Consider the following 18,049-nt stretch of genomic DNA (forward strand, 5'->3'; position numbering starts at 1 on the left):
CTGCACGCGGGTTGCGTCCGCTGAGCGTCCGCTCAGCCTCCTGGGGGCCTCGCCGACATCCTCAGCGGGCGCAACCCGCCACGACCAGCGGTTCAGCGGGGCGGGAGGGCGCAGGCGTCGCCCTCGCAGGCGACCGCATCCGTCGCGCCGAGGAGGGTGAGCAGCGGACGCTCGGGCTGAGACGCGACGGGTGTCGCGTCGCCCGACGCGGTCACGCGCCCACCTCGACGCGGCTCGCCTGCACCTGCCGCAGCACGTCGGCGAACACCGCGGCATCCTGCGCGCCCGAGACGCCGTACTTGCCGTCGAGCACGAAGAACGGGACGCCCTGGATGCCGAGGCGCTGCGCCTCCGCCTGGTCGGCGCGGACGTCGGCGAGGTACTCGTCGGCCTCGAGCGAGCGGATGACGTCGTCGCGGTCGAGTCCGATCTCGGCTGCGAGGTCGGCGAGATCGGAGACGTGGCCCACGTGGCGGCCGTCGACGAAGTAGGCCTTCAGCAGGCGCTCCTTCATGTCGAGCTGACGCCCGTGGGCCTTGGCGTAGTGGATGAGCTGGTGCGCCTTCACCGTGTTGGTGTGCTTGAGGTGGTCGTAGTCGTAGTCGAGCCCGACGTCGGAGGCGATCGAGGTCACGCGGGTCAGCATGCCCTCGAGCTGCTCCCGCGGGTAGCCCTTCGCGGCGAGGAAGTCGTACTCGTCGCCCTCGAAGTCGACGGGCGTCTCGGGCGACAGCTCGTAGCTGTGGTACTCGATCTCCACGGGCAGGGCCTCGCCGTCGCTCGAGTAGGCCTCGATGCCGTTCTCGAGCTTGCGCTTGCCGATGTAGCACCAGGGGCAGGCCACGTCGGACCAGATGTCGATCTTGATGGGTTCGGTCACACTCCAGCCAACGCGCCGGAGGGCGCTCTCATTCCGGGTCGGCGACCGAGGAGCCGCGCGACTCGGACGGCGCGTCGACCGCCCCGCCGAAGCGCCGGTTGCGCCCCGCGTAGTGCTCGATTGCGCCCCAGAGGTCGACGCGGGTGAAGTCCGGCCAGAGGCGGTCGAGGAAGACCATCTCCGCGTACGCCGACTGCCACGGCAGGAAGTTGCTCGTCCGCTGCTCCCCGGAGCTCCGGACGAAGAGGTCGACGTCGGGGAGGTCGGGGACGTACAGATGCCGCTGGATCAGCTTCTCGCTCACCGCGGAGGGCCGGATGCGGCCGGCGGCGACCTCGTCGGCGATCGCGCGCACCGCATCCGTGATCTCGTTGCGACCGCCGTAGTTGACGCACATCGTGAGCGTGAGGGTGCTGTTGCCCTGCGTGAGCCGCTCGGCGTACTGGAGCTCCTTGATCACGCTCGCCCAGAGACGCGGTCGGCGCCCGGACCAGCGGATGCGCACGCCCCACTCGTTCAGCTGATCGCGGCGGCGGTGCAGGACCTCCCGGTTGAAGCCCATCAGGAAGCGCACCTCGTCCGGGGAACGCTTCCAGTTCTCAGTGGAGAAGGCGTACACGGAGAGGTGCTTCACCCCGATCTGGATGGCTCCCGCGACCACGTCGAGGAGGGCCGCCTCGCCCGCCCGATGTCCCTCGACGCGGGTGAGGCCGCGCTGGTTGGCCCAGCGGCCGTTGCCGTCCATCACGACGGCGACGTGGTCGGGGACTGCGGACTTCGGCAGCTCCGGTGGGTAGAGGCCGGTCCAGTCGAGCGGCCGGAACGGCTCGGCGAGGGGCGAGGTCTTCCTCACGGGGGTCACGGGTGCTCCTCAGGGCGATCGGCGACGGACGTGGGGGTCGCGGCGGGGCTCGCGGCGGCGGCAGCGGCCCCGGAGGCTGTGCGGGTGCGCGTGCCGCGCTCGACGTGCTCGAGAGACCGGAGTCCGCGCTCGAGATGCCACTGCGCATACGCGGAGACCACGCCGCTCGCCTGCGAACGTGAGATCGCCGGCGCCGCCTCCGCCGTCGCCCAGTCGCCCGTCAGCAGGGCGGCCAGCAGCTCGAGCGTGGTGGCGTCGAGACGCGGGGAACCGGGTGGGGCGACCGCGTCGGCGACCACGCCGCCGAGCTGGACCACGAATGCGGAGTGCGGGCCTGTGGCCCCCGTCACGGCGCAGTCGTGGAAGCTCGGCGCCCATCCGGCGACCGCCATCGCCCGCAGCAGGTACGAGTCGAGGGTCAGCGAGGGGCCGTGCTCGCCGCGCGACAGGGAGCGGAGCGCGCCGACCAGCAGGTGGTACTGCTGGAGCGACTGCTCGTGCTCGGTGATGCGGTCGGCCGTCTCGACCATGACGTTCGCGGCCGTGTAGCTGGAGTAGTCGGCGGTGATGGCGGCGCCGTAGGAGCCGATCGTGACCGCCTGAGTGATCGTGTCGAGGCTCCGGCCCTCGTAGAACTGGAGGTCGGCGACCATGAACGGCTCGAGCCGCGATCCGAACTTCGACGACGTCCGGCGGACGCCCCGCGCCACGGCGCGGACCTTGCCGTGGGTGCGCGTGAGGAGGGTCACGATCCGGTCGGCCTCACCCAGCTTCTGGGTGCGCAGCACGACCCCTTCATCTCGGTACACGGGCACCCCACGATCATCCCACCCTCGGATGCGCGCGAGCCGTGGACACGGCCGGAGGCGGCGTGCACGGCGCCGGGTCAGCCCAGCGCCTCGAGGGCCTTGCCCAGCTGGATGGCGCCGAGCACGAGGAAGAGCACCGTCATGATGATCGCGTCGTGCCGGATGAGGGCCGACTTCGTGGAGGCGAGGAACGAGGTTATGCCCTTCGATCCCGACCCACCGAGGAGTGTCGGCACGAGGACGCCGAGGCAGGCGATGACAGAGAACACGAACACCGCGAGGAAGACCAGCGGCCATTCGAGTCCCTCGGTGCCGATCGTGGCTCCCGCCGCGATCATGATCGGCAGGTTCTTCACGTTGGCCACGCCGAGGAGCAACCCGAGACCCGCGGACTTCACGGGGCCGAAGGAATCGATCGCGGCTAGCCACCGCGGCTCTTTCGGCTCCTCACCCTTCTTCGGCCGACCGCGGAAGCTGCGGTAGGCGAGGAACAGGAAGAGCGCGGCGAACGCGAAGCCGAGCACGATGTGGAACAGCTGCGCGAAGAACGAGTCGGAGCGCGTGGTGCCCTTCGATCCGGAGGCGAAGGCGAGCGTGACCGCGAACGTCGCGACGAGGAACGCGACGGTGAAGACGACCGCGTTGCCCCGACCCTTGGGGCCGAGCAGCAGCGCGATGACCCCCGCGATGGGCATCGGCGACACGATGATGCCCACGGCGAGCGGGAGCACCTCTCCCAGAACGTGCACGAACACGTTCGCACTCTAGTGGCGAGCGGGCTCGTCTGTCTCGGCTCTCTCACCCGAGTTCCGCCACACTCGTGGCGTTTCGCCACACGCATGCACGTGGCGAAACGCCAGGAGTGTGGCGGAACCGAGGGGAGTCAGACGGAGGCGAGCTCGCGGTCGGACTCCGTCACGCGGATGGCCCGGTTCACGGCGCTGACGATGGCCTTGAGGCTGGCCGTCGCGATGTCGGCGTCGATGCCCACACCCCACAGGCGCACGCCGTCGACCTGCAGGTCGACGTAGGCGGCCGCGAGGGCGTCGCCGGAGGCGCTGAGAGCGTGCTCGACGTAGTCGTAGAGCTTGACGTCGTAGCCCTCGTCGGCGAGCACGTTGAGGAACGCGGCGATCGGACCGTTGCCCGTGGCCGAGGTCTGGCGCACCTCGTCGCCGACGCGGAGGTCGACGTCGAGGGAGACCGTCCCGCTCATGTCGCTCGAGGTGCGCATGCTCGTCAGCTCGTACCGGCCCCACTTCTCGTCGGCCCGCTCGACGGGGGCAGGCAGGTACTCGTCGGTGAAGATCTCCCAGATCTGGTCGCTGGTGACCTCGCCGCCCTCCGCATCCGTCATCGCCTGGACGACGCCGGAGAACTCGATCTGCAGCTTGCGCGGCAGGTCGAGCGCGTGGTCGGTCTTCAGCAGGTAGGCGACGCCGCCCTTGCCGGACTGGGAGTTGACGCGGATGACGGCCTCGTAGGTGCGGCCTACGTCCTTCGGGTCGATGGGCAGGTACGGCACGGCCCAGACCAGCTCGTCGACGTGCTTGCCCTGCGCCTCGGCCTCGGCGGCCATGGCCTCGAAGCCCTTCTTGATCGCGTCCTGGTGCGATCCGCTGAACGCCGTGTAGACCAGGTCGCCGGCCCAGGGGCTGCGCTCGTGCACCTTCAGCTGGTTGGCGTACTCAGCGGTGCGGCGGATCTCGTCGAGGTCGGAGAAGTCGATCTGCGGGTCGATGCCCTGCGTGAACAGGTTGAGCCCCAGCGCGACCAGGTCGACGTTGCCCGTGCGCTCGCCGTTCCCGAACAGGCAGCCCTCGATGCGGTCGGCGCCGGCCATGTACCCCAGCTCCGCCGCTGCCACGGCGGTGCCGCGGTCGTTGTGCGGGTGCAGGGAGAGGATCACGTTCTCGCGGTGGGCCAGGTGGCGGCTCATCCACTCGATCGAGTCGGCGTACACGTTGGGGGTGGCCATCTCGACCGTGGCGGGCAGGTTGACGATGACCTTCCGCTCCGGGGTCGGCTCGAACACCTCGATGACCTGGTTGCAGATCTCGACGGCGAACTCGAGCTCGGTGCCGGTGTAGCTCTCGGGCGAGTACTCGTAGTAGACGGTCGTCTCGGGGATCGTCTGCTCGTACTGCTTGCACAGGCGCGCGCCGTTCAGCGCGATGTCGATGATGCCCTGGCGGTCGGTGCGGAACACGACGTCGCGCTGCAGGATGCTCGTCGAGTTGTACAGGTGGACGATCGCCTGCTTCGCGCCCTTGATCGACTCGTAGGTGCGCTCGATCAGGTGCTCGCGCGCCTGGGTCAGCACCTGGATGGTGACGTCGTCGGGGATCGCGCCCTCCTCGATGAGGGAGCGGACGAAGTCGAAGTCGGTCTGGCTGGCGCTCGGGAAGCCGACCTCGATCTCCTTGTAGCCCATGCGCACCAGCAGGTCGAACATGACCCGCTTGCGCTCGGGGCTCATCGGGTCGATGAGGGCCTGGTTGCCGTCGCGGAGGTCGACCGCGCACCAGCGCGGGGCCTCGGTGATCCTGGCGGACGGCCAGGTGCGGTCGGGCAGGTCGACGACGATCTGCTCGTGGTACGGACGGTACTTGTGGACCGGCATCGTCGAGGGGGTCTGGGTGTTCTTCATGTCGAGCGAATCCTTCTTCTTCGTGCGGAAGCGGTGCCAGCCGACGACGGACTCCGCGGCGAGTCCGGCTGATCTACGAGGACTCGACGCGGCGGCTAAGAAGGAGCGCGGCGAACGACATGATCCACCCACGATAGCACCGACGTCACAATCGTCATATTGCGCCGGAGTCGCTCTCCGCCGCCTACCGTGGCCGCATGGACCTGCTGCTGCCCCTGGCATCGATCACGGGCCTCGTCGTGATCGCCACCGCGCTGGGTCTCGCCTGGCGCGCCGCTCGCGGCCGCACCTCCAAGCGGTCCGCCGGCGAGATCGTCGAGCCGGCAACCCTCGGCGCCGACGCGGTGACGGGCTGGGGGCGCGACGCCACGCTGGTGCAGTTCTCCACGGCCTTCTGCTCGACCTGTCCGCAGACGCGGAGGGTGCTCGCCGCCGAGGCGGCCGCGCATCCGGGGGTAGCGCACGTCGACGTCGACGTGACGGACAGGCCCGATCTGGTCACCCGGTTCTCGCTCCTGCAGACCCCGACCACGCTGCTGGTCGACGCCGCCGGCGTCGTGCGAGCGCGGTGGGGCGGAGCGGTCAGGCCGCCGCTCCTCCGCGAGTCGCTGCGGGGTGTCCTCCCGTCCGCATCCGCCCACCACACCCCCGCATCCGCTCACGAAGGGAGCATCCGATGACCGACCGAGCCGCACCCGCCGGCATCGACCCCCGCGGGCCGCGCTTCGGCGCGGCGATCACCGCCGTGCTCCTGCTCGTCGTGGTGGGGCTCTCCGTGTCCACGCCGGTCGCGGGGCCGGCATCCGCCGCGTGGTGGCTGCTCGCCGCGCTCGCGGTGCTCTTCGGCTGGGGCGCTCTGGCGGGCATCGCCCGGCATCCCTGGGGACTGCTCTTCCGCACGCTGGTGCGTCCACGGCTCGCGCCACCCGCCGATCTGGAGGATCCGCGACCGCCGACGTTCGCTCAGGGGGTCGGGCTGGCGGTGACCGGCATCGCGGTCGTCCTCGGCCTGTTCTCCGTCCCCTTCGCGGTGACGATCGGCGCCGCTCTGGCCTTCGTCGCGGCATTCCTCAACGCGGTCTTCGGATTCTGCATCGGCTGCCAGCTGTACCTGCTGCTCGTTAGGGCTCGCGCGCCGCGCGCGGCCGGGCACTGACGGTCGGAGGGTCGCCGGAATAGTCTGGACTCGAACCCGCTCACGCGAGGAAGGACCCATCATGGCCGTGACCAGCGAAGCAACCACCGTGTGGCGAGGAGACCTCGTCTCCGGTGCCGGCACCACCACCCTCGACTCGTCGGGCGCCGGCGCCTTCCCCGTGACCTGGGCGTCGCGGTCACAGGGCACCCGGGAGGGCACGACCCCCGAGGAGCTCATCGGCGCGGCTCACTCCGCCTGCTTCTCGATGGCCTTCTCGAACGCGCTCGCCCAGAACGGCACTCCCCCGGAGTCGCTCCAGGTCACCGCGGCGGTCACCTTCGTCCCCGGCGAGGGCATCACGGGCAGCCACCTGCTCGTCAGCGCCTCCGTCCCGGGTCTCTCGGAGGAGGACTTCGAGCGACTGGCCGAGGAGGCGAAGGCGGGCTGCCCGGTCTCCCAGGCGCTGGCGGGCATCTCCATCACCCTCGAGGCCAGTCTCGCCTGAGATGGCGGACACGAAGACGGTCCTGATCGGAGGCGGTTCCGGCACCATCGGAACCGAGCTCACCCGACAGCTGCGCGAGGCGGGGCACACCGTCCTCGTCCTCGTCCGCCGGCCCGCTCAGACCCCGTTCGAGCGGGCCTGGGATCCGGAGGCGCACTGGCTGCGCGTCGGCATCCTCGACGGGGTGGATGCGGTGGTGAACCTCTCCGGCGCCTCGATCTCGCGCCTGCCGTGGACGCTGCAGTACAAGCGCGAGATCCTCCAGTCGCGCCTCGCGGCGACCTCCACCCTGGTGGAGGCGATGGCCAAGGCCGAGCGTCCGCCGAGCGTCTTCGTCTCCGGTTCGGCGGTGGGCTACTACGGCGACCGACCGGGCGAGGTTCTCACGGAGGACTCCGCCCCCGGTGTCGGCTTCCTCTCGAAGGTGTGCGTGGCCTGGGAGCGGGCCGCGGCGCCGGCATCCGCCCGATCCCGGGTCGTCTACGCCCGCACCGGGCTCGTGCTGGGACAGCGCGGGGCGCTGAAGCCGATCCGGATGCTCGCCAAGGTCGGACTGGCCGGACCGCTCGGCGACGGGCGGCAGCACTGGCCGTGGATCAGCCTGTTCGACGAGGCGGCCGCGCTGCGGCACCTGATCGAGTCGGACCTCAGCGGACCGGTGAACCTGGTCGCCCCGACCCCGGAGCCGGCGGGTGACCTCATCCGCGACGTCGCCGAGGATCTGGGGCGCCCCTACTGGCTGCCCGCGCCGGCGTGGGCGATCAAGCTCGGCCTCGCCGACGCCGGGCGGGAGCTGCTGCTCGCCGACCAGGACGTGTCGAGCGCGCGCCTGCAGTCCTCGGGCTTCGAGTTCCGCGACACCACGGTCCCCGAGGCCCTCGTCGCGGCCTGATCCCAGGGCACGCTCCGCCACACTGAGGTGGTTTCGCCACGGCGATCGAGGTGGCGAAACCACGTGGGCATGGCGAAACCGGATTCGGACTACGCGCGGGCGGCCTCGTGCTCGAGGCGGATGGCGGTGCGCAGGGCGGCACGGGCGCGACGGCGGTCCCCGCTCGCGTCGTAGGCGAGGCCGAGGCGGAACCACGCCCGCCAGTCCTCGGGGGCGGACTCGACGGCGTCGCGGTACTGCCCGAACTCCTCGTCGGCGGCGGCACGGACCGGACGGCCGCTCGGCCGCTTCGGGAGATCGTCGACGGGAAGCTCGTCCTCGGACTCGAGCCGCTTGACCAGCGCCTCCGTCCGGAAGCCGAACATCAGCTCGCGGACCAGCGCCCACACGCCCACGACCGGCAGGATGATCAGCACCGTCCCCATGGCGATCCCGATCGGCTCCCCGGTGAGCACGAACCGCACAGCCTGCCAGCCGACGAGCACGATGTAGAGCCCGAGCAGCAGGCACATCAGCAGTGCCGCGGCGCGGCCCTTCACCGGTCGACCGTGGTGGCCTCGGCCGCCTGGCCCGACACGTTCTCGGGAGCGGTCCCACCGGCACGGGGCGCGGCGGGCGCGGTCGTCAGGCCGATCAGGCGGTCGAGTCCCACGGTCACGCCCTCGGCCGCGGCGACCGCGCGCAGGGCGATGCGGATCCCCGTCTGGTAGGCGCTCGGAGAGATCGTCTCGTGGGTGAGGGTGAGGACCTCCCCCGTGCCCCCGAACACGACGTCCTGCTTGGCCACGACGCCGCTCAACCGGAGGCTGTGCACCGGGACGCTCGCGACCTGCTGTCCGCGGGCGCGCTGGTCGGTGTGCGGCGCCGACACGGGCCCGAGGTGCGAGCGCGCCGCGGCGATCAGCTCGGCCGTGCGCACGGCGGTACCGGAGGGCGAGTCGATCTTCGAGGCGGCGTGGGCCTCGACGATCTCGATGGAGTCGAAGTAGCGGGCGGCCATCGTGGCGAACGTCGTCGCCAGCACGGACCCGATCGAGAAGTTCGGGATGACGATGACGGCGGCCCCCGGCGTCTCGGCCACCGCGCGCTCGAGGCCGGCGACACGGTCGGCCGACCAGCCGGAGGTGCCGACGAGGACCTTCTTGCCCGCCCGGACGGCGTGGTCGACGATGCCCTGGCTGACACCGGGCACCGTCACGTCGACGACGACGTCTGCGGGGAGCATCTCGTCGAGGTCGCTCGTCGAGCCGAGGCGGGCCACCACCTCGAAGTCGTCCTCCTCGTCGATCACGGCGGAGATCACGCGCCCGAGCTTCCCTGACGCGCCGACCACGGCGACCTTGACGACCATGCCTCCAATCTACCGTCCCGGCAGCGGAGGCGGCCCGAGCCGGGGCGGTCGGGCCTCCGGAGCGGTCGGGCCGCCGGGCCGACGCGCACGAGGCCGCGGTCCCGGTCGTAGGCTGACGTGATGCGCATCCGTGAGGGCGAGGTCACCGGTCCTGACGAGTCCCGGCTGCTCGCCGACTACTTCGCCTACCGCGCCGAGGCCTTCCCCCAGCGCGGGGCCTACGTGGTGACCGGCCCGAAGCCGGCCGACTACGCGCCCGGCCACGGCGTCTTCCTGGTCGTCGAGGACGACGAGGGCACCGCCGTCGGCTGCGCCGGGCTTCGGATGCTCGACACCGCATCCGAGGACGGCCCGCGCGCCGAGGTCAAGCACGTCTGGCTCTCCCCGGCCGCTCGCGGACGCGGTTGGGCGCGCGACCTGATGGCCGAGCTGGAGCGCCGCGCCGTGGGTCTCGGAGCCGTCGAGCTCGTGCTCGACACCCACCACACGCTCGACGGCGCCGCACGCCTCTACGCCCGAGAGGGCTTCCGCGAGATCGCCGCCTACAACGACAATCCCAACGCGACCCGCTGGTACGGCAAGCGGATCGGGCCCGCTCAGTAGGGCTGGGCGTCGTTCATGCCCGTCCGGAGCTCGGCGGGAAGGTGACCGAGGTCGTTGTGCACCACCAGCTCGGGCATCCGCCCCGGCTTGTGGCGGATGATGGTGAGGCCGCAGTGCGCCTGGTTGAGGCCGACCCAGCGCCACTCGGGCGCGTCGAGCGCCTCGCGGACGAACCAGCCGATCACGAAGTTGTGCGTGATGATCAGATCGTGCTCGTCGCCGGAGGCCGGCGTGAGGAACTCGTCGACCGCATCCGCCATCTGCGCTCGTCCGGCGTCCTCCATCTCGGGGGTGACCGAGTTGAAGAACGCCTCGAAGGCGTGCGGCATTGCCGGGCTGTAGCCGGTGGGGACGCAGTCGAAGAGGAGCGCACTCGGCTGGGGGTCGAGAGCGGGAAGGTGCTCGGCCATGATCTTGGCGGTCTGCTCTGCGCGCACGAGCGGCGAGTGCCACACGTTGTCGAACGGGACCCCGCCGAGACGATCGGCGAGGAGCTTCGCCTGACGGACGCCGCGCTGCGAGAGCGGTCCGTCGTCGACGCCGTGCTCGGCATCCATCTGCTCGCCGTGGCGGACGAGGTAGAGCGTGCGGGTCATCGCGCGACCACCACGTCGTCGAAGACGGCCTCGTCGATCGGCCCCACCGCCGACACGCTGACGGAGCCCTCGGCGAGGGTGACCGCGATCGAACGGACGTCGTCGAGCGTGACGGCCTCCAGACGGCGCACCTGCTCGTCGAGGTCGACGAACTCGCCTGTCGAGAGCTCGGAGCGCCCCAGCCTGCTCATGCGGGTGTCGGTGTCCTCGAGGGCGAGGGCCGCGGCACCGGAGAGCTGTCCGCGGGCGCGCACGAGCTCGTCGGGCGTGATGCCGTCGGCAGCGATCCGTCGCAGCTCGCCCAGCATGATGTCGCTGACCGCGCGCTCACGCCCCGGCGCGCATCCGGCGTAGAGCGAGAACAGACCGGCATCCGAGTAGCCCTGGGCGAAGGAGTACACGGAGTACGCCAGACCCCGCCTCTCGCGCACCTCCTGGAAGAGGCGCGACGACATCCCGCCGCCGAGCACCGAGCTGAGCACGCTGAGCGCGACGCGGCGATCATCGGTGGCGACGAGCCCCGGCATCCCGAGCATCAGGCTCACCTGCTCGAGCGGCTTCCGCACCACGGTGACGGGCGCCCCGGGCACGATCGCCGCGGCGGCGGTCGGACGGCGCGCCGCGGGCGACGCGGAACCCGACAGGTCCCATCCGGAAGCGCGCAGAGCCTTCTCGACGCGCTCCACCAGGACGTCGTGCTCGACGGCACCGGCCACCGCGACGACGAGGTCGTGCGGCGAGTACGTGGCGCGGTAGTGCTCCCACACCGCGTCGCGCCCGACCGCACGGATCGTGGCGGGGGTGCCCCCGATCGGACGACCCAGCGGATGCTCGCCGAGGACCGCTTCGAAGAGGCGCTCCCCCGCGACGTCACCCGGGTCGTCCTCCGCCATGGCGAGCTCCTCGAGGATGACCCCGCGCTCGGTCTCGAACTCGTCGGGGTCGAGGGTCGAGGCCGCCACCATGTCGGCCAGCACGTCGACCGCCATCGACAGGTCCCGGTCGCGCACCTTGGCGTAGTAGCAGGTGTACTCCTTGGCGGTGATGGCGTTGTGCTCGCCACCCACCGCATCGAACGCCACCGCGATGTCGAGCGCGCTCCGGCGAGGGGTGCCCTTGAAGAGCAAGTGCTCGAGGAAGTGGGTCGAGCCGTAGTGCGAGGGGGCGCCGCCCTCCGCCCCGAGCTCGTCGCGCGAGCCGACCGCGAGCCAGAAGCCCACCGTCGCGCTGCGTGCGCCCGGGATGTGCTCCGTGAGGATGCGGATGCCGCTGGGGAGGATCGTACGCCGCACCAGTCCCTCGGCGCCTTCGCCGATGACGAGCTCCGGCAGATCCAACGGAAGTGGTGCTGCGCCGTTCATCCCCTCAACCCTATGACATCGCTGAACGCCGAAGCGGCTGGGAGAGCGTCGATGACGCTTCTCCCAGCCGCTTCGTAGTCAGGCGCTGTGTCCGGCCGGTGAACTCGGGGTTCAGCCCTCGGCCGGGGCCTCCGGGCCCTCGCTGTGAGCAGCGGAACCCTCGGTGTCGGCGGGCTCGGCGATCACCGGGGCGAGCGAGAGCTTGCCGCGGTCGTCGATCTTCGTGATCTCGACGAGGATCTTCTGGCCCACGCCGAGGACGTCCTCGACGTTCTCGACCCGCTTGCCGCCGGCGAGCTTGCGCACCTCGGAGATGTGCAGCAGGCCGTCCTTGCCCGGGAGGAGCGAGACGAACGCGCCGAAGGTCGCGATCTTGACGACCGTGCCCAGGAACTGCTCACCCACCTCGGGGTTCTGCGGGTTGGCGATCGCGTTGACCTGGGCGCGGGCGGCCTCGGCCGAGGGGCCGTCGGTCGCGCCGATGTAGACGGTGCCGTCCTCCTCGATGGAGATGTCGGCGCCGGTCTCGTCCTGGATGGCGTTGATCGTCTTGCCCTTGGGGCCGATGAGCTCGCCGATCTTGTCGACCGGGATCTGCACCGAGATGACGCGCGGCGCGGTGGGCGCCAGCTCGTCGGGCTCGTCGATGGCGGCGTTCAGCACGTTGAGGATCGCGTCGCGCGCGGCCTTCGCCTGCTTGAGCGCGCCGTCGAGCACCGACGACGGGATGCCGTCGAGCTTCGTGTCGAGCTGGATCGCGGTGACGAACTCGCTGGTGCCGGCGACCTTGAAGTCCATGTCGCCGAGCGCGTCCTCCGCACCGAGGATGTCGGTGAGGGCGGCGTAGCGGGTCTCGCCGTCGACCTCGTCGGAGACGAGGCCCATCGCGATGCCGGCGACGGGGGCGCGCAGCGGCACACCCGCGTTCAACAGCGACAGGGTCGACGCGCAGACGGAGCCCATCGAGGTGGAGCCGTTGGAGCCCAGCGCCTCGGAGACCTGACGGATCGCGTAGGGGAACTCCTCGCGGCTCGGCAGCACCGGCACGAGGGCGCGCTCGGCGAGGAAGCCGTGCCCGATCTCGCGACGCTTCGGCGAGCCGACGCGACCGGTCTCACCGGTCGAGTACGGCGGGAAGTTGTAGTGGTGCAGGTACCGCTTGTGCGTGATGGGCGACAGCGAGTCGATCTGCTGCTCCATCTTCAGCATGTTCAGCGTGGTGACGCCCAGGATCTGGGTCTCACCGCGCTGGAAGATGGCCGAACCGTGGACGCGCGGGATCACGGCGACCTCGGCGTCGAGCGGACGGATGTCGGCCAGGCCGCGCCCGTCGATGCGGACGCCGTCGCGCAGGATGCGTCCGCGCACGACGACCTTGGTGACGGCCTTGTACGCGGCCGAGACCATCGGCGGGATGTCGCCGCCGAGCTCCCCGGCGTCGACCTTCTCCTGGATGGCCGCCTTCACGCGCTCCTTGAGGGCGTCGTCGGCGTTCTGGCGCTCGATCTTGTCGGCGATCTGGTAGACGTTCACGAGCTCGTCGTAGGCGAGCCCGGCGACGGCGTCGTACGCCTCCTGGTTGTAGGCCTTGAAGATCGGGTAGGACTGGATCTCCTTCGCCGACTGCGACGCCAGCGAGGCCTGCGCCTCGACGAGCTGACGGATGAACGGCTTGGCGGCCTCGAGGCCCTCGGCGACGACGGCCTCGGAGGGCTTGGTCGCGCCGGCCTTGATGAGGTTCCAGCTGCCCTCGGTCGCCTCGGCCTCGACCATCATGATGGCGACGTCGGACGAACCGTCGGCGTTCTCGACCACGCGGCCGGCGACGACGAGGTCGAACACGGCCTCCTGCAGCTGCGAGTACTTGGGGAACGCGATCCACTGGTCGGGCTCCGAGCCGTAGCCGGGCATGAGCGCCAGGCGCACGCCGCCGATCGGGCCGGAGAACGGCACGCCGGAGATCTGGCTCGACGCGGAGGCCGCGTTGATCGCCAGGGCGTCGTAGAACTCGTCGGGCGCGATGCTCAGGACGGTGATGACGACCTGGACCTCGTTGCGGAGGCCGTCGACGAACGACGGGCGCAGCGGGCGGTCGATGAGGCGGCAGACGAGGATCGCCTCGGTCGACGGGCGGCCCTCGCGGCGGAAGAACGAGCCGGGGATCTTGCCGGCCGCGTACGACCGCTCCTCGACGTCGATGGTCAGGGGGAAGAAGTCGAAGCTGTCCTTCGGGTGCTTCGACACGCTCGTCGCGGAGAGCAGCATGGTCTCCTCGTCGAGGTAGGCCGCGACTGCGCCCTGTGCCTGCTGGGCGAGGCGTCCGGTCTCGAACCGGACCGTGCGGGTGCCGTACTTGCCGTTGTCGAGAACGGTCTCGGCGAACTTGATCTCAGGACCTTCCAAGAGGTCGTACTCCTTTGTTTTACGTCGTCGTCCCGTGTGGACTCACGACTCCTCACGTCGCAGGCAGGCGCGTGGGCAGAGGAGAACGCCTCGTCCCGTGCGGGACCACGGGCCGGCGGCCCGTCGTCGCTGCTCGAGGGTCTGCGTACTGGTCACCAGTAGAAGCGCTCCGGGTCCGCGTCAGCGGAACCGGCGGGCCACCACCGTTGACCAGCATCCTGCCGGCCTGCTCGCAACGTGAGACATCCTATCAGTCGGCCGCCGGAACGGGCCCGAGGAACACGTCGACGGCGTACGGGCGCGTCGTCGTGCGCGCCACCGCTCGCACCCTGGCCACCGCCCCGTGAGCGGCGAGCTCCCGGAGCCGCTCCGACCACTGCGCGTCGACGTCGCGAGGCAGGAACCCCACGCGATGGATCTCGCCGTCGCCCGCGATGAGGTCGACGGCCACCCGCAGCTCCCGCCCGAGCCACCGCGTCGCGTCGGGCGTGAGGACCGCCGACAGGTCGGCGCCCGAGCGCGCCAGGGCCGCATCGAGGGACGTCTGCCGGTGCCTCGTGTCGTCCACCGGGACCCGGAGCTCCGCGGGCAGGTCGACGAGGTCGACCCCGGCGACGGTGACCCGAGCGCTCTCCGCGTCGGGGCGGCCCCGACGCACGAGCGGGACGACCAGGAGCGCGGCCGCGACCAGGGCCAGCACGAGCAGCGCTCCGCTCAGCACCACGCCCACGACGCCGAGCTCCGTCCGGCTCACGAGCCCGGCGACGATCGCCAGCAGCAGCACGAGCGCCAGCAGGAACAGCTCGGAGCGCCAGAGCGGCTTGCGTCGGCGTCGATCGGTCATCGCCCCAGTCTCGCGGATGCGGGCATCCCCCGGCCAATCGGCATCCGGTCAGCGGCTCAGCGCTCTCGGTGGATGAGCAGGTTCCGGAACATCGGCCGCTCCTCCACCTCCCAGCCCAGCGGGGCCGTCGCGCGCAGCTCCTTCGCGGTGTAGCTGCGGCGGATGCTGGTCAGGCCGTCGTCGCGGATGAACGAGCCGCGAGCGATCGGCAGCGAGCCGAGGGAGTAGGCCGCGTAGGCGAGGCGGCTCCGGCGGATGTCGCCGTGGAGGGCGATCCCCCGGCAGAGGAGCTCGCTGTCGAAGAAGAAGGCCGCCAGCTCCTCGCGGTCCAGGTGATGCAGCACGTGGTTCGAGACGACGACGTCGAACCGCGCGGCCTCGGCCACGAGGTCGGCGCTCGATGCCTGCCGGTACACGACCGGCGGACCGGGCTGGCGCGACGCGAACTCGTAGGCGCGCTCATCCGGATCGATCGCGGTGACCGCGAGCTGGAGCCCGTCGTGCGCCGCCCACGTCGCGAGCGAGCGGGCGACGTCGCCGCCTCCGCAGCCGAGGTCGAGGAGGGTCGACGGCATGGTGTCGGAGAGCCGGGGACGGATGTGGTCGCGATAGATGCCGCGCCAGCCGGCCACGATGCGGTTGACCAGGCGGAAGCGGGCGTACGTCGCGTCGAGCCGTCGGCGGTCGCACGCCGGGTCGTCCATGTACTCCTGGAGGTCGGCCGCCCGCCGGGACAGCGACCCGAGCACGGTCATGCGGTCGCGACCCTGCCGGCCACCGCGGCGCCCGTCGGCGCCGGCTCGAGCGTGAGGGCGCCGAGCTCGACCGACAGGCCGGGGCCGAAGGCCATCGCGATCACCGGGCGGTCGACCTCGTCGCCCGCGTGCAGAAGGTCGGCAAGGATGAACAGCACGGTCGCGCTCGACATGTTGCCGAAACGCCGCAGCACGGAGCGGGAGGGGGCCATCGCCGCGTCGTCGAGGCCCAGACGGGATTGGACGCGGTCGAGGATGTCGCGGCCACCGGGATGCACCGCCCATCTCGACGAAGGCAGGTCGACGTCCTCGGCGAACGCGCCGACGAGCTCGCCGATGCTGCCGTCGATGAGCTTGGGCACGTAGGTGCTGAGGACCATCTCGAAGCCGTGGTCGCCGATGGTCCACGCCATCGCCTGCTCACCCTCGGGGAGCAGACGCGAGCGCAGCCTGTCGATGCGCAGCGCCGACGAGCCGCTCGGCCCGGGCCTGCCCGTGACCACCGCGGCCGCGGCCCCGTCGGCGAACACGGAGTTGGCGATGATCTGATCCGTCGTGGCGGCGGAGCGGACGTGGAGCGTGCAGAGCTCCACGCAGACCACGAGCACCACGGCGTCGGGATCGGCCGCGCAGAACGCGTCCGCGAGCCGAAGGGCGGGGAACGCCCCCTGGCAGCCCATGAAACCGAGGTGCTGCCGGGCCACGTCGTGTCGGAGACCGAGCTCCTTCACGAGCACGAAGTCCGGACCGGGGGCGAAGAACCCCGTGCAGGACACCGTCACCACGTGCGTGATGTCGGCCGCCGAGAGATCGGGGACGTCGGCCAGCGCCGACCGCGCCGCCTCCACCACCAGCTCGGAGGTGACCGCCGCGTAGAGGTCGTTGCGGAGACCCGTGCCGGGATCGAGGAGGAGGCCGGAGGAGCGGTCGTAGAACACGGCGGGCCCGGAGGGCTCCGCCTCGGCCGAGGCGTCGAGCTCCGTCAGCACCGTGTGTCGGGTCTCGATGCCCGACTGGTCGAACGAGGTCCGCACGAGCCTCTCCCCGAGCCGCCCGAGGCCGGGCTGCGCAGCGAAGACGTCACGAGCCTCCGGCTGCATGATCACCGTGGGAGGCACCGCGGTGCCGATGGATCGGATCCTCGCTGCGGCCATGACCCCATACAAGCACTACTCGGCGGTGACTCCCCCGAAAGGGCTGAAGTCGGCGTCGAGGGCGAACTCGTCGCGCACGCTCGAGGACCGTTCGCTCGCCGCGAGGGCGCTCGCCAGCTCACGACCCGCACGGCGCACCCGCGACGGCAGCGCGGACACGCCATCCGCTCCCGAGCCCCAGTCCTCCGACGCGGCGAACACCGCGGTGGGCAGCGTGACGGCGCGGAGGTACGAGAACAGGGGGCGCATCTCGTGCTCGAGCGCCAGCGAGTGGCGCGCCGATCCGCCGGTGGCGGCGAGGGTCGTCGGGAGCCCCTCGAGAGCCGTGTTGTCGATCACGTCGAAGAACGACTTGAACAGCCCGCTGTAGCTGGCGGAGAAGATCGGGGTCACCGCGATCAGGGCATCGGCACCGGCGACGGCGTCGATCGCCTCCTGCAGGCGGCCGCTCGGGAAGCCCGTGAGGAGGTTGTTGGTGATGTCCTGAGCGATGTCGCGCAGCTCGACGACCGTCACCTCGACCTCGACGCCGTCGAGCGTCGCGGCCTCCACTGTCGCCTCTGCGAGCCGATCGGCGAGCAGCCTCGTCGACGACGGCTGACTCAGCCCCGCGGTCACCACGGCCAGCTTCTTGGCGCTCATCGCAGCCTCCTCTTTCCATGCATTCGCATCTACATCCGCTCCAACAGGCCGCGGGGTGCGGTTATTCCCGGGGAAATGACGAAGCGGGTCGCCACCCGGAGGTGACGACCCGCTCGCAAGAAGATCGCGTTGCCAGCGAAGACTACCGGCGCAGGCCGAGTCGCTCGATGAGCGAACGGTAGCGCTGGATGTCGATGTCCTGGAGGTAGCCCAGGAGACGACGACGCTGACCCACGAGCAGCAGCAGACCACGACGCGAGTGGTGGTCGTGCTTGTGCTCCTTGAGGTGCTCGGTGAGATCCTTGATCCGCTTGGTCAGGATCGCGACCTGGACCTCGGGGGATCCGGTGTCACCGGGGTGGGTTGCGTACTCTTCGATGATCGCCTTCTTGACGTCTGCTTCGAGTGCCATAGATGGGATCCCCTTCCTCGTCGTTGCGCGGTGCCGACAGCCCGATGCTGTGGCGCTCTTGATCCGCGGCCGTTTCACGGCAACCGCATAAGCCTACCAGAGCGAACCGGGCGCGGGCGTCGGCGCGTAACATGACGCCGCTCGATTCGACAGCGGAACGGGAAGAGTCGAGTCTGGTCACGCGTTGTAGAT

21 protein-coding genes are annotated in these 18,049 nt (G+C 70.8%); 5 read left to right on the forward strand and 16 right to left on the reverse strand.

Annotation, left to right across the window (positions count from 1 at the left end; all coding sequences use genetic code 11):
- Positions 1–92: 92 nt before the first annotated feature.
- From IEX69_RS21045 to leuA, 6 genes are all read right to left on the reverse strand, one after another.
- Complete coding sequence (locus IEX69_RS21045) at positions 93–215, reverse strand: hypothetical protein (protein WP_268235378.1); 123 nt, start codon at positions 213–215, stop codon at positions 93–95.
- Entirely contained in the window at positions 212–880 is a 669-nt protein-coding gene (locus IEX69_RS03130; RefSeq protein WP_085019671.1) for a DsbA family oxidoreductase, read from the reverse strand. The genes IEX69_RS21045 and IEX69_RS03130 overlap by 4 nt, the downstream gene beginning before the upstream one ends.
- A 28-nt stretch (positions 881–908) precedes the next feature.
- Positions 909–1,742, reverse strand: a complete 834-nt coding sequence (locus tag IEX69_RS03135; protein ID WP_085019672.1) for an isoprenyl transferase — start codon at positions 1,740–1,742, stop codon at positions 909–911.
- Positions 1,739–2,557, reverse strand: coding sequence for a DNA repair protein RecO (gene recO, locus IEX69_RS03140; protein WP_085019673.1), 819 nt, complete (start codon positions 2,555–2,557; stop codon positions 1,739–1,741). The genes IEX69_RS03135 and recO overlap by 4 nt, the downstream gene beginning before the upstream one ends.
- A gap of 71 nt (positions 2,558–2,628) precedes the next feature.
- Positions 2,629–3,306 carry a GAP family protein gene (locus tag IEX69_RS03145; protein WP_085019674.1) on the reverse strand — a complete coding sequence of 226 codons (678 nt, stop codon included), beginning with the start codon at positions 3,304–3,306 and terminating at the stop codon, positions 2,629–2,631.
- Positions 3,307–3,434: 128 nt separating this feature from the next.
- On the reverse strand, positions 3,435–5,201 hold the full coding sequence (gene leuA / locus IEX69_RS03150) for a 2-isopropylmalate synthase (protein WP_085019675.1): 1,767 nt from the start codon (positions 5,199–5,201) through the stop codon (positions 3,435–3,437).
- Positions 5,202–5,398: 197 nt separating this feature from the next.
- Here leuA and IEX69_RS03155 point away from each other — a divergent pair, with 197 nt between their 5' ends.
- The 4 genes from IEX69_RS03155 to IEX69_RS03170 all read left to right on the forward strand — a co-directional run bounded on the left by IEX69_RS03155 (position 5,399) and on the right by IEX69_RS03170 (position 7,736).
- A complete protein-coding gene (locus tag IEX69_RS03155) occupies positions 5,399–5,881 on the forward strand; it encodes a TlpA family protein disulfide reductase (protein WP_085019676.1) in 483 nt (160 codons plus the stop codon).
- Positions 5,878–6,357, forward strand: a complete 480-nt coding sequence (locus IEX69_RS03160; protein ID WP_085019677.1) for a DUF4395 domain-containing protein — start codon at positions 5,878–5,880, stop codon at positions 6,355–6,357. The genes IEX69_RS03155 and IEX69_RS03160 overlap by 4 nt, the downstream gene beginning before the upstream one ends.
- Before the next feature lie 61 nt (positions 6,358–6,418).
- Positions 6,419–6,844 (forward strand): OsmC family peroxiredoxin, encoded by a 426-nt coding sequence (locus IEX69_RS03165; RefSeq protein WP_085019678.1) that lies wholly within the window; start codon positions 6,419–6,421, stop codon positions 6,842–6,844.
- A gap of 1 nt (position 6,845) precedes the next feature.
- Positions 6,846–7,736, forward strand: coding sequence for a TIGR01777 family oxidoreductase (locus IEX69_RS03170; RefSeq protein WP_085019679.1), 891 nt, complete (start codon positions 6,846–6,848; stop codon positions 7,734–7,736).
- A gap of 89 nt (positions 7,737–7,825) precedes the next feature.
- On the opposite strand, the gene IEX69_RS03175 is transcribed toward IEX69_RS03170, so the two are convergent.
- Positions 7,826–8,275, reverse strand: a complete 450-nt coding sequence (locus IEX69_RS03175) for a hypothetical protein (RefSeq protein ID WP_373284404.1) — start codon at positions 8,273–8,275, stop codon at positions 7,826–7,828.
- Complete coding sequence (dapB, locus tag IEX69_RS03180) at positions 8,272–9,087, reverse strand: 4-hydroxy-tetrahydrodipicolinate reductase (RefSeq protein ID WP_085019680.1); 816 nt, start codon at positions 9,085–9,087, stop codon at positions 8,272–8,274. The genes IEX69_RS03175 and dapB overlap by 4 nt, the downstream gene beginning before the upstream one ends.
- A gap of 120 nt (positions 9,088–9,207) precedes the next feature.
- On the opposite strand from dapB, the gene IEX69_RS03185 reads away from it, so the two are divergent.
- Positions 9,208–9,690 carry a GNAT family N-acetyltransferase gene (locus IEX69_RS03185; RefSeq protein WP_085019681.1) on the forward strand — a complete coding sequence of 161 codons (483 nt, stop codon included), beginning with the start codon at positions 9,208–9,210 and terminating at the stop codon, positions 9,688–9,690.
- Here the strand turns inward: IEX69_RS03185 and IEX69_RS03190 are convergent.
- The 8 genes from IEX69_RS03190 to rpsO form a co-directional block, all read right to left on the reverse strand.
- Positions 9,684–10,286 (reverse strand): histidine phosphatase family protein, encoded by a 603-nt coding sequence (locus IEX69_RS03190; RefSeq protein WP_085019682.1) that lies wholly within the window; start codon positions 10,284–10,286, stop codon positions 9,684–9,686. The two genes, IEX69_RS03185 and IEX69_RS03190, sit on opposite strands and share 7 nt — an antisense overlap.
- Positions 10,283–11,647, reverse strand: a complete 1,365-nt coding sequence (locus IEX69_RS03195; RefSeq protein ID WP_085019683.1) for a M16 family metallopeptidase — start codon at positions 11,645–11,647, stop codon at positions 10,283–10,285. Before IEX69_RS03195 ends, IEX69_RS03190 begins: the two co-directional genes overlap by 4 nt.
- A 111-nt stretch (positions 11,648–11,758) precedes the next feature.
- On the reverse strand, positions 11,759–14,050 hold the full coding sequence (locus IEX69_RS03200) for a polyribonucleotide nucleotidyltransferase (protein ID WP_085019684.1): 2,292 nt from the start codon (positions 14,048–14,050) through the stop codon (positions 11,759–11,761).
- A 250-nt stretch (positions 14,051–14,300) separates the two neighbouring features.
- The gene (locus IEX69_RS03205) at positions 14,301–14,894 is read right to left on the reverse strand and encodes a hypothetical protein (protein ID WP_085019685.1); all 594 of its coding nucleotides are present in this window, start codon (positions 14,892–14,894) and stop codon (positions 14,301–14,303) included.
- A gap of 56 nt (positions 14,895–14,950) precedes the next feature.
- The gene (locus IEX69_RS03210; RefSeq protein ID WP_085019686.1) at positions 14,951–15,649 is read right to left on the reverse strand and encodes a class I SAM-dependent methyltransferase; all 699 of its coding nucleotides are present in this window, start codon (positions 15,647–15,649) and stop codon (positions 14,951–14,953) included.
- The gene (locus IEX69_RS03215) at positions 15,646–16,803 is read right to left on the reverse strand and encodes a type III polyketide synthase (RefSeq protein ID WP_085019687.1); all 1,158 of its coding nucleotides are present in this window, start codon (positions 16,801–16,803) and stop codon (positions 15,646–15,648) included. Before IEX69_RS03215 ends, IEX69_RS03210 begins: the two co-directional genes overlap by 4 nt.
- A gap of 15 nt (positions 16,804–16,818) precedes the next feature.
- Positions 16,819–17,445, reverse strand: a complete 627-nt coding sequence (locus tag IEX69_RS03220; protein WP_085019688.1) for an FMN reductase — start codon at positions 17,443–17,445, stop codon at positions 16,819–16,821.
- A 142-nt stretch (positions 17,446–17,587) separates the two neighbouring features.
- On the reverse strand, positions 17,588–17,857 hold the full coding sequence (gene rpsO, locus IEX69_RS03225) for a 30S ribosomal protein S15 (RefSeq protein WP_085019689.1): 270 nt from the start codon (positions 17,855–17,857) through the stop codon (positions 17,588–17,590).
- Positions 17,858–18,049: the final 192 nt, after the last annotated feature.

This window comes from Cnuibacter physcomitrellae (genome assembly GCF_014640535.1).
GTDB classification, from domain to species: Bacteria; Actinomycetota; Actinomycetes; order Actinomycetales; family Microbacteriaceae; genus Cnuibacter; species Cnuibacter physcomitrellae.